This is a genomic window from Streptomyces sp. NPDC088197, assembly GCF_044741185.1.
Taxonomy (GTDB): domain Bacteria; phylum Actinomycetota; class Actinomycetes; order Streptomycetales; family Streptomycetaceae; genus Actinacidiphila.
On sequence record NZ_JBIUSD010000003.1, the window covers coordinates 813,619 to 823,925 of the forward strand.

Annotated in this window: 8 protein-coding genes; 5 read left to right on the top strand and 3 right to left on the bottom strand. The window is 72.6% G+C overall.

Annotation, left to right across the window (positions count from 1 at the left end; translation table 11 throughout):
* Positions 1-1,302, top strand: coding sequence for a sensor histidine kinase (locus ACIOC1_RS11930; RefSeq protein ID WP_401853585.1), 1,302 nt, complete (start codon positions 1-3; stop codon positions 1,300-1,302).
* A gap of 111 nt (positions 1,303-1,413) precedes the next feature.
* Here ACIOC1_RS11930 and ACIOC1_RS11935 read toward each other — a convergent pair whose 3' ends face one another.
* The 3 genes from ACIOC1_RS11935 to ACIOC1_RS11945 form a co-directional block, all read right to left on the bottom strand.
* Complete coding sequence (locus tag ACIOC1_RS11935; RefSeq protein WP_391160509.1) at positions 1,414-2,298, bottom strand: acyl-CoA thioesterase domain-containing protein; 885 nt, start codon at positions 2,296-2,298, stop codon at positions 1,414-1,416.
* Between the two features lie 50 nt (positions 2,299-2,348).
* Positions 2,349-3,506, bottom strand: coding sequence for an acyl-CoA dehydrogenase family protein (locus ACIOC1_RS11940; protein ID WP_355337002.1), 1,158 nt, complete (start codon positions 3,504-3,506; stop codon positions 2,349-2,351).
* Positions 3,507-3,573: 67 nt separating this feature from the next.
* Entirely contained in the window at positions 3,574-4,194 is a 621-nt protein-coding gene (locus ACIOC1_RS11945) for a TetR/AcrR family transcriptional regulator (RefSeq protein ID WP_355337000.1), read from the bottom strand.
* 84 nt (positions 4,195-4,278) lie between these two features.
* Between ACIOC1_RS11945 and ACIOC1_RS11950 the strand changes: the two genes are divergently transcribed.
* From ACIOC1_RS11950 to ACIOC1_RS11965, 4 genes are all read left to right on the top strand, one after another.
* Positions 4,279-5,907, top strand: coding sequence for a carboxyl transferase domain-containing protein (locus ACIOC1_RS11950; RefSeq protein ID WP_355336998.1), 1,629 nt, complete (start codon positions 4,279-4,281; stop codon positions 5,905-5,907).
* Positions 5,908-5,954: 47 nt separating this feature from the next.
* On the top strand, positions 5,955-8,075 hold the full coding sequence (locus tag ACIOC1_RS11955; RefSeq protein WP_401853668.1) for an acetyl/propionyl/methylcrotonyl-CoA carboxylase subunit alpha: 2,121 nt from the start codon (positions 5,955-5,957) through the stop codon (positions 8,073-8,075).
* A gap of 101 nt (positions 8,076-8,176) precedes the next feature.
* Positions 8,177-9,115: a hydroxymethylglutaryl-CoA lyase gene (locus ACIOC1_RS11960; RefSeq protein WP_355337226.1), complete on the top strand. Its 939-nt coding sequence runs from the start codon at positions 8,177-8,179 to the stop codon at positions 9,113-9,115.
* A 2-nt stretch (positions 9,116-9,117) separates the two neighbouring features.
* Complete coding sequence (locus ACIOC1_RS11965; protein ID WP_401853589.1) at positions 9,118-10,284, top strand: acyl-CoA dehydrogenase family protein; 1,167 nt, start codon at positions 9,118-9,120, stop codon at positions 10,282-10,284.
* Positions 10,285-10,307: the final 23 nt, after the last annotated feature.

Here is a 10,307-nt window from a genome sequence, read left to right on the forward strand (position 1 = left end):
GTGAAGCCACGTGTCGCCCTGCCGGACGCCGCGCTGTTCGCCCTCTCCGCGACCGAGGTGTGGGCGACGCGCTCCTTCGGCGGCCCGGTCTCGTTCGCCTTCGCGGCCCTGGGCACGCTGGCGCTGCTGTTCCGGCACCGCTTCCCGCTGATCGCCTTCGCCGCGACCCTGCCCGCGCTCTCGCTCGGCTACATCTGGTTCTCGCCGATGGGCGCGCTCTACGAGATCGCCGCGGGCGGCCCCGACCGTCACCGCGCACAAGGGTGGCCGTTTTCTCCGGCCCGGCCCTCGAAGAGCGCGCCCTCCGGTACGCCGCCCGCCGGTTCCTCTGCCCGGGCGGCTCTCGTACCACCCGGGACGACGGCCGCTACCTCATCGGCCACGCTCACCCGTTCGGGTGAGCGCGTGATATCTCGCCGCGCCCTGCTGATCGGTGGCTGCGCGCTGCTCGCGGCGACGGTCTCCTGCGTGCCCTGGCCGTTCCGCGCCCCGGCGCCCTGGGGGCTGTCGGACACGATCCTCGCGGTGATGCTGTCCTCGCTGCTGGCCCTGGCGCCGACCGCGCTGGGCCTGTTCGCCGCCTCGCGGCGCGAGCTGGCCGGGCGGCTGGAGGAGCTGGCGGCCAGCAGGGAACGGGAGCGAGAGCTGGCCGCGGAACAGGCGGTGGTACGGGAGCGGGCCCGGCTCGCCCGCGAGATGCACGACACCGTGGCGCACCACATCAGCCTGATCGCCGTGCAGTCCGGTGCCCTGGAGGCGACCGCGCGGGGACCGCAGGCGCGGGCGGCGGCCGGGGCGGTGCGCGAGCTGAGCCGGGACGCGCTGGACGAGCTGCGCCGGATGGTGGGGCTGCTGCGGCTGCCGGTGACGTCGGGGCAGACGCTGGACGCGGGCCCCGGCCTCGCGGGCATCCCCGCGCTGGTCGCCGCCGCGGGACCCGGCACGCACGGCGAACTGCCCGGTGCCATGGCCCCGGCCGACGTCGCCCGCCTGCCGTGGGACGTCCAGCACGCCGCGTACCGCATCGTGCAGGAAGCGCTCACCAACATCCGCAAGCACGCGCCAGGCGCGGAAACCCGCGTCCTGGTGCGGCACAGCGGCGACGTGCTGGTGGTGGAGGTGCGCAACGGACCCGCGTCGGCGGCGCCGGGACCGGCCCTGCCCTCGGGCGGCCACGGTCTCGCCGGGCTGCGCGAGCGGGCGGTGCAGCTCGGCGGCGAATTCATCGCGTCGCCCGCGGCGACCGGGGGCTTTCTCGTACGGGCGACGCTGCCGGTCGGACCGGCGGTCGAGGCGGCGTAGGCGGAGCCGTCCGATCAGAGCCGGGGCGCGCCTCGGGAGCCACCGCGCCGGAATGCTCCGCGTGTCTGGTATCCGGGAGCGGAAATCCGCGCTCACCCGAAAGGGTGAGCGTCAGTCGCGCGGCACCCGCACCAGGCCCTCCTGGATCACCGAGACGGCGAGCTGCCCGTCGCGGGTGTAGATCCGGGCGGTGCCGAGGCCGCGACCGCCGGAGGCGGACGGGCTCTGCTGGTCGTAGAGCAGCCATTCGTCGGCCCGGAAGGGCCGGTGGAACCACATGGCGTGGTCCAGGCTCGCGCCGACCACGTCGCCGACCGTCCAGCCGCCGCGGCCGTGGGCGAGCAGGACCGAGTCGAGCAGGGTCATGTCCGACACATAGGTGGCGAGACAGACGTGGAGCAGCGGGTCGTCGGCCAGTTTGCCGCGGGCGCGGAACCAGACCTGGGAGCGCGGTTCGCGGATGACACCCGCGGTGAGGAACGGCGGGTCCTCGACGTAACGCAGGTCGACGGCCGCGCGGGTCTCGAGTATCCGGTCGACCACGGTGGGGTCGGGGAACCGCGCGGCGTGTACGGGCAGCATCTCCTCGGCCGTCGGCAGCGTCTCCGGGTCGGGCGCGTACGGCATCGGCTCCTGGTGTTCCAGGCCCTCCTCGTGGACCTGGAAGGACGCCGAGAGGTGGAAGATCGGCTGGCCGTGCTGGATCGCGACGACCCGCCGGGTGGTGAAGGAGCGGCCGTCGCGGATCCGGTCGACCTGGTAGACGATCGGCGCGCCGGGGTCGCCGGGCCGCAGGAAATAGGCGTGCAGCGAGTGCGCGCCGCGGTCCTCGGGCGCCGTGCGGCCCGCGGCGACCAGGGCCTGTGCGGCGACCTGGCCGCCGAAGACCCGGGGCACCACGGCCGACCGGCTGACACCGCGGAAGATGTCCCGCTCGATCCGCTCCAGGTCGAGCAGATCGAGCAGGGACTGGAGCGGATCCCGGGAGTCGTTCACGGGTCCTTCGGCATTCACGCGTCCGCCGCTTCTCACGGATGGGTCTACGGTCACAGGCCCATCGACTTGGCGATGATGGACTTCATGACCTCGCTCGTGCCGCCGTAGATCCGGTTGACGCGGTTGTCGGCGTACAGGCGGGCGATCGGGTACTCGTTCATGTAGCCGTAGCCGCCGTGGAGCTGGAGGCAGCGGTCGATGACGCGGGCGGCGACCTCGGTGCAGAAGAGCTTGGCGGAGGCGGCGTCCGCGGCCGACAGCTCCTTCTTGTCGTGCGCTTCGAGGGCGCGGTCGACGACGGCCTGCGCGGCGTCCACCTCGGCCTTGCAGGCGGCGAGTTCGAACTTGGTGTTCTGGAAGGACGCGACGGTCTGGCCGAAGACGGTCCGGTCCTGGACGTACGCCTGGGCGAAGCGGATCGCGGCGGCGGCCTGGGCGTACGCGCCGACGGCGATGCCCAGCCGCTCCTGCGGGAGATTCTGTCCGAGGTAGGAGAAGCCCTTGCCCTCCTCGCCGAGCAGGTCCTCGAGCGGGACCTTGACGTCGGAGAAGGAGAGTTCCGCGGTGTCGGAGGTGCGCAGGCCGAGCTTGTCGAGCTTGCGGCCGACCGCGTATCCGTCGGCCTTGGTGTCCACGACGAACAGGGAGATGCCCGCGCGGCGGTCCTCGGGCGTGGCGGGGGCGGTGCGGGCGCAGACGATGACGCGGTCGGCGTGGACGCCGCCGGTGATGAAGGTCTTGGCGCCGTTGAGCACGTAGTGCGTGCCGTCGGCGGAGAGCTTGGCCGTCGTCTTCATGCCCGCCAGGTCGGAGCCGGTGCCGGGTTCTGTCATGGCGATGGCGAACATCGTCTCGCCGCTGACGAAGCCGGGCAGCCAGCGCTTCTTCTGCTCGTCGGTGGCGTAGGCCATCACGTAGGGCAGGCAGAGGCCGACGTGGACCCCGCTGCCGCCGAAGCTGACGCCCGCGCGGGCGCACTCCTCGCTGATGACGGCCTGGAATTTGAAGCTGTGCTCGCCCGCGCCGCCGAACTCCTCGGGCACCTCGATGCCGAAGACGCCCAGCTCGCCGAGCTTGTAGTAGAAGTCGCGCGGGACCAGGCCCGCCGCCAGCCACTCGTCGTGGACGGGGACGACCTCGGCCTCGATGAAGGCACGTATCGTCTCGCGGAACGCTTCGTGGTCCTCGTTGAACACCGTACGACGCACAGCGCGCCTCCCATCCGCGACCGGGTCCGCTGCCGGGGCGGTCGACAATCGAGCATTAAGCAAGCGCTCAGTAAGTTACCCGCCAGTCGGCCGTGCTGTCCAGACCGTCCAGCGCGTCCAGCGCCCCGAGGGCGAGCCGGTGCAGCAGGGCCGCCATCGCGGTCCTGCCGGGCAGTCCGCCGCGCTCGCCGAGGTGCGGAGTGGAGTTGAGCAGACCGAAGACGGCGTGCACGGCCGCGCGCACCTCCAGCTCGGTGGCGCCCGGATGGACCAGCCGCACGACCGCGACCCACTCCTCGACGTACTGCCGCTGGAGCTGGCGGACCAGCTTGCGGTCGGAGTCGCGCAGCCGGTCCAGCTCGCGGTCGTGCAGCGTGATCAGCGGCCGGTCGTCGATCGCGAAGTCGATATGGCCGCGGACCAGCGCGTCGAGCGCCTCGACGGGCCCGGTCGCCTCGGCGACCCGCATCTTGCCCGCGGTCAGCAGCCGGCCGCTGATGCCCACCAGCAGCTCGGCGAGCATGGCGTCCTTGCCCGCGAAATGCCGGTAGAGACCCGGGCCGCTGATGCCGACCGCGGCGCCTATCTCGTCGACACCGACCCCGTGGAAGCCGCGCTCGGCGAAGAGCCGGGCGGCCTCTCGGAGAATCTGCTCGCGACGGTTCTCCGCCGTCTTCGTCGGGTTCATGAGATCGAGTCTAGACAACCGAGTTAGCGAGCGTTAACGTGGAGTCATCACGTTAACGCTCGCTAACATCCGGGGGGCCGAACCATGGCAGCACCCGCCCTGTCCAGCGCCGCAGATCCGGCGTCAGAGGCGTATCAGGCCAATGCGCAGGCTCATGCCGCATTGACCGCGGACCTGCGCGACAAGCTGGCCGCCGCGCGGCTCGGCGGCGGCGAGAGAGCCCGCGCCCGCCACACCGCGCGCGGAAAGCTGCTGCCCAGAGACCGGGTGGACGGGCTGCTCGACCCCGGCTCGCCCTTCCTGGAGCTGGCGCCGCTGGCCGCGGACGGGATGTACGACGGGCAGGCACCGGCCGCCGGGGTGATCGCCGGGATCGGCCGGGTCGCGGGGCGTGAGGTCGTGGTCGTCGCCAATGACGCCACGGTCAAGGGCGGCACCTATTACCCGATGACGGTCAAGAAGCATCTGCGCGCCCAGGAGATCGCCCTGGACAACCGGCTGCCGTGCGTCTACCTGGTCGACTCCGGCGGCGCCTTCCTCCCCCGGCAGGACGAGGTCTTCCCCGACCGCGACCACTTCGGCCGGATCTTCTACAACCAGGCCACCATGTCCGCGCGCGGCATCCCGCAGATCGCCGCCGTCATGGGCTCGTGCACCGCGGGCGGCGCCTACGTCCCGGCGATGAGCGACGAGGCGGTGATCGTACGGAATCAGGGCACGATCTTCCTCGGCGGCCCGCCGCTGGTGAAGGCGGCCACCGGCGAGGTCGTCACCGCGGAGGAACTGGGCGGCGGCGAGGTGCACTCCCGGGTCTCCGGCGTCACCGACCACCTCGCCGAGGACGACGCCCACGCGCTGGACATCGTCCGCGACATCGTCGCCACCCTGCCCGCGCGCGGCGCCCCGCCGTGGACGGTACGGCCCGCGGAGCCGCCCGCCGTGGACCCGGCCGGGCTGACCGGTGCGGTACCGGTCGACTCCCGCACCCCGTACGACGTCCGCGAGGTCATCGCGCGGCTGGTGGACGGCAGCCGCTTCGCCGAGTTCAAGGCGGAGTACGGCACCACGCTGGTCACCGGCTTCGCCCACATCCAGGGCCATCCGGTCGGCATCGTGGCCAACAACGGCATCCTGTTCGCCGAATCCGCCCTCAAGGGCGCGCACTTCATCGAGCTGTGCGACCAGCGCGGCATCCCCCTGCTGTTCCTCCAGAACATCTCCGGCTTCATGGTCGGCCGCCAGTACGAGGCGGGCGGCATCGCCAAGCACGGCGCGAAGATGGTCACGGCGGTCGCCTGCGCGCGCGTGCCCAAGCTGACCGTGGTGATCGGCGGCTCCTACGGCGCGGGCAACTACTCGATGTGCGGCCGGGCCTACAGCCCGCGCTTCCTGTGGATGTGGCCCAACGCCAAGATCTCGGTGATGGGCGGCGAGCAGGCCGCGTCCGTGCTGGCCACCGTCAAGCGCGACCAGCTCGCCGCCGCGGGCGAGAAGTGGAGCGAGGAGGCGGAGGAGGCGTTCAAGGCCCCGGTCCGCGAGCAGTACGAGACGCAGGGCAACGCCTACTACGCCACCGCCAGGCTCTGGGACGACGGTGTGATCGACCCGCTGGAGACCCGTACCGTCCTCGGCCTGGCCCTCACCGCCTGCGCCAACGCCCCCCTTCCGACCGCCGATCCGGGTGCGCCCGGCTACGGCGTCTTCCGGATGTGAGGGGCGTGCCGACCATGAACACCGCAACCGCCGGGAGCGCGAGCCCCATGTTCGACACCGTCCTGGTCGCCAACCGCGGCGAGATCGCCGTCCGCGTGCTGCGGACCCTGCGGGAGCTGGGCGTCCGCTCGGCCGCCGTCTTCACCGACGCCGACGCCGACGCCCGGCACGTACGCGAGGCGGACACCGCGGTACGGATCGAGAACTATCTGTCGGCCGCCGAGCAGGTACGGGCGGCCGTGGAGGCGGGTGCCCAGGCGGTCCACCCCGGCTACGGCTTCCTGGCGGAGAACGCGGCCTTCGCCCGCGCCTGCGCCGAGGCGGGCCTGGTCTTCATCGGACCGCCCGCCGAGGCCATCGAGCTGATGGGCGACAAGATCCGCGCCAAGGAGACGGTCCGGGCCGCGGGCGTCCCGGTCGTGCCCGGCAGCACGGGCAGTGGGCTCACCGACGACCAACTGGCCGACGCGGCACGGGAGATCGGCCTGCCGGTGCTGCTCAAGCCCTCGGCGGGCGGCGGCGGCAAGGGCATGCGGCTGGTGCGCGACGAGGCCCTGCTGGCCGAGGAGATCGCGGCGGCCCGGCGCGAGGCGCGCGGCTCCTTCGGCGACGACACGCTGCTGGTGGAGCGGTGGATCGACCGGCCGCGGCACATCGAGATCCAGGTCCTGGCCGACGGCCACGGCTCGGTGGTGCACCTCGGCGAGCGCGAGTGCTCGCTGCAACGACGGCACCAGAAGGTGATCGAGGAGGCCCCCTCGGTCCTGCTCGACGAGGCGACCCGGCAGGCGATGGGCGAGGCCGCGGTGCAGGCCGCCCGCTCGTGCGGCTACACGGGCGCGGGCACGGTGGAGTTCATCGTCCCCGGCGCCGACCCCGGCGCGTACTTCTTCATGGAGATGAACACCCGCCTCCAGGTGGAGCACCCGGTGACGGAGCTGGTCACCGGGCTCGACCTGGTCGAGTGGCAGCTCCGGGTGGCGTGCGGCGAGCGGCTGGGCTTCGGACAGCGGGCCATCGCCATGACCGGCCACGCCATGGAGGCGCGGATCTGCGCGGAGACCGCCAGAGCGGGCGACGGCCGGGTGGACTTCCTGCCGTCCGCGGGCACCGTCGTGGCGCTGGCCGAACCGACCGGCCCCGGAGTGCGCGTCGATTCGGGTCTCGCGGTCGGCACGGAGGTGGGCACGGCCTACGACCCGATGCTGGCCAAGGTGATCGCCTACGGCCCCGACCGGGCCACGGCGCTGCGACGGCTGCGGGCCGCGCTGGCGGACACCGTCGTGCTGGGCCTGGACACCAACACCGGTTTCCTGCGCAGGCTGCTGGCCCACCCGGCGGTGGTCGCGGGCGAGCTGGACACCGGGCTGATCGACCGGGACGCCGCCGAACTGCTGCCGCCCGGCGTGCCGGACGAGGTGTACGCGGCGGCGGCGCTGCTGCGGCAGGCCGCGCTGGCCCCGGCCCCGGACGCGGGCGGCTGGACCGACCCGTTCTCGGTGCCGAGCGGCTGGCGGCTGGGCGGCGAGGCGGCCTGGACGGTGCACCACCTGCGGGTTCCCGGCCGGGAGCCGGTGACGGTACGGGTCCGTGACGGCCTGGTGCGGATCGGCGAAGGACCGGCCACGGCGGCCCGGTTGACGCTGGACGGACCGCGCGCGCTGCTGCACCGCGAGGGCACGGTGACCGCTTTCCGGCACGCGGGCGAGTGGCTGGGCCGGGACGGCGACGGCTGGTGGGTACGGGCATACGACCCGGTGGCCGCGGCCCTGCGCGGCGCCGCGGGCGGGGGCGGGGGCGGCGCGCTGACCGCGCCGATGCCCGGCACGGTCACGGTGGTGAAGGTCGGCAAGGGGGACGAGGTCGTGGCGGGCCAGAGCCTGCTGGTGGTGGAGGCCATGAAGATGGAGCACGTGATCACCGCCCCGCACGACGGGACGGTGTCCGAGATCGACGTCACCGCGGGCAGCACCGTGGCGATGGACCAGGTGCTGGCGGTGGTCACCCCGTCGGCCCCGCAGGACCCGGCCGAGGCGGCAACACCCGCGGCAGCCGCCGGAACAGCGCCCGAGCCGCCCGCCGGACCGACCGCCGCGCGGACCACCGCACCCGCTGCCGGTCAGACCACCGCGCGGGCTTCCGCGCCGACTGCCGGGGAGGCGTCATGAGCACCGCCGACCGGAGCCCGGCCGCGTCCGGGACACCCACCAGCGCCGCCGCGGGTACGACGACGGACGCGACCGGCGGCGCGCTGCCCGCCGGACTGCCGATGGCCGTACCCGCGGCCGGGCTGCCGACGGCCGTGCGGATCCACGAGGTCGGCGCGCGGGACGGATTGCAGAACGAGAAGGCGACCGTGCCGACCGCCGTGAAGGCGGAATTCGTGCACCGGCTCGCCGCGGCCGGGCTCGGCACGATCGAGGCGACCAGCTTCGTCCACCCCAAGTGGGTGCCCCAACTGGCCGACGCGGCCGAGCTGATGCCGCTGCTCGCGGACCTGGACCCGGCGGTGCGGCTGCCGGTGCTGGTGCCGAACGAGCGGGGTCTGGAGCGGGCGCTGGAGCTGGGCGTCCGGGAGATCGCGGTCTTCGGCAGCGCCACCGAGTCCTTCGCCCGCGCCAACCTCAACCGGACGGTGGAGGAGTCGCTGGCGATGTTCGCCCCGGTGGTGACCAGGGCCAGGGACGCGGGCGCCACCGTCCGCGGCTATCTGTCGATGTGCTTCGGCGACCCCTGGGAGGGCCCGGTCCCGATCGGGCAGGTCGCCGCCGCGGCCCGGCGGCTGTACGAACTGGGCTGCACCGAGCTGAGCCTCGGCGACACGATCGGGGTGGCGACGCCCGGCCATGTCACGGCGCTGCTGGACGAACTGACCGGCGGCTCCGGCGGCAACGGCGTCCCGGTCGACAAGCTCGCCGTGCACTTCCACGACACCTACGGCCAGGCGCTGTCCAACACGCTGGCCGCGCTCCAGCGGGGCGTCACCGTCGTGGACGCCTCCGCGGGCGGCCTCGGCGGCTGCCCGTACGCCAAGAGCGCCACCGGAAACCTCGCCACCGAAGACCTCGTCTGGATGCTGCACGGCCTCGGCATCCGTACCGGGGTCGATCTGGACCGCCTCAGCGCCACAAGCGTGTGGATGGCGGAGCACCTGGGACGGCCGAGCCCGTCCCGTACCGTCCGCGCCCTGACCCACCAGGAGCAGTAGCCATGTCGATCGACCACCGTCTGTCCGCCGAGTACGAGGAACTGCGCGCCACGGTCGCGGAGTTCGCCAAGGACGTGATCGCGCCGAAGATCGGCGAGTTCTACGAGCAGCAGGAGTTCCCGTACGAGATCGTGCGGGAGATGGGGCGGATGGGCCTGTTCGGGCTGCCGTTCCCCGAGGAGTACGGCGGGATGGGCGGCGACTACTTCGCGCTGTGCATCGCGCTGGAGGAGCTGGCCCGCGTGGACTCCTCGGTGGCGATCACCCTGGAGGCCGGGGTGTCGCTGGGCGCGATGCCGGTGTTCAGGTTCGGCACCGAGGAGCAGAAGCGCACTTGGCTGCCGAAGCTCTGCTCGGGCGAGATGCTGGGCGCGTTCGGGCTGACGGAGCCGGAGTGCGGTTCCGACGCGGGCGGAACCCGTACCACCGCGCGGCTGGACGAGGCGACCGACGAGTGGGTGATCAACGGCACCAAGTGCTTCATCACCAACTCGGGCACCGACATCACCGGGCTGGTCACGGTGACGGCGGTGACCGGCCGCAAGGACGACGGCAGGCCGCGGATCTCCTCGATCATCGTGCCGTCGGGGACGCCCGGCTTCACGGTGTCGAAGAAGTACAGCAAGGTCGGGTGGAACGCGTCGGACACCCGCGAGCTGTCCTTCGTCGACTGCCGGGTGCCCGCGGCGAATCTGCTGGGCGAGGAGGGCCGGGGCTACGCGCAGTTCCTGCGCATCCTGGACGAGGGGCGGATCGCGATCTCGGCCCTGTCCACCGGTCTGGCGCAGGGCTGTGTGGACGAGTCGCTGTCGTACGCCAAGACCCGGCACGCCTTCGGGCGTCCGATCGGTGACAACCAGGCGATCCAGTTCAAGATCGCGGACATGGAGATGCGGGCCCACACGGCGCGGCTGGCGTGGCGGGACGCGGCGTCGCGGCTGGTGCACGGCGACGAGTTCAAGAAGGAGGCGGCGCTGGCCAAGCTCTACTCCTCCGAGATCGCGGTCACCAACGCCCGTGAGGCCACGCAGATCCACGGCGGCTACGGCTTCATGAACGAATACCCGGTGGCCCGTATGTGGCGGGACTCCAAAATCCTGGAGATCGGCGAAGGCACCAGCGAGGTGCAGCGCATGCTGATCGCACGGGAGTTGGGGCTGGTGGGCTAGAACACCCGCCTGCGGGGAAGAGT

Coding starts and splice junctions, on each gene's coding strand:
- ACIOC1_RS11945 (WP_355337000.1), bottom strand. CDS start 4,194: ATGAACCCGACGAAGACGGCGGAGAACCGTCGCGAGCAGATTCTCCGA.
- ACIOC1_RS11950 (WP_355336998.1), top strand. CDS start 4,279: ATGGCAGCACCCGCCCTGTCCAGCGCCGCAGATCCGGCGTCAGAGGCG.
- ACIOC1_RS11955 (WP_401853668.1), top strand. CDS start 5,955: ATGTTCGACACCGTCCTGGTCGCCAACCGCGGCGAGATCGCCGTCCGC.
- ACIOC1_RS11960 (WP_355337226.1), top strand. CDS start 8,177: ATGGCCGTACCCGCGGCCGGGCTGCCGACGGCCGTGCGGATCCACGAG.
- ACIOC1_RS11965 (WP_401853589.1), top strand. CDS start 9,118: ATGTCGATCGACCACCGTCTGTCCGCCGAGTACGAGGAACTGCGCGCC.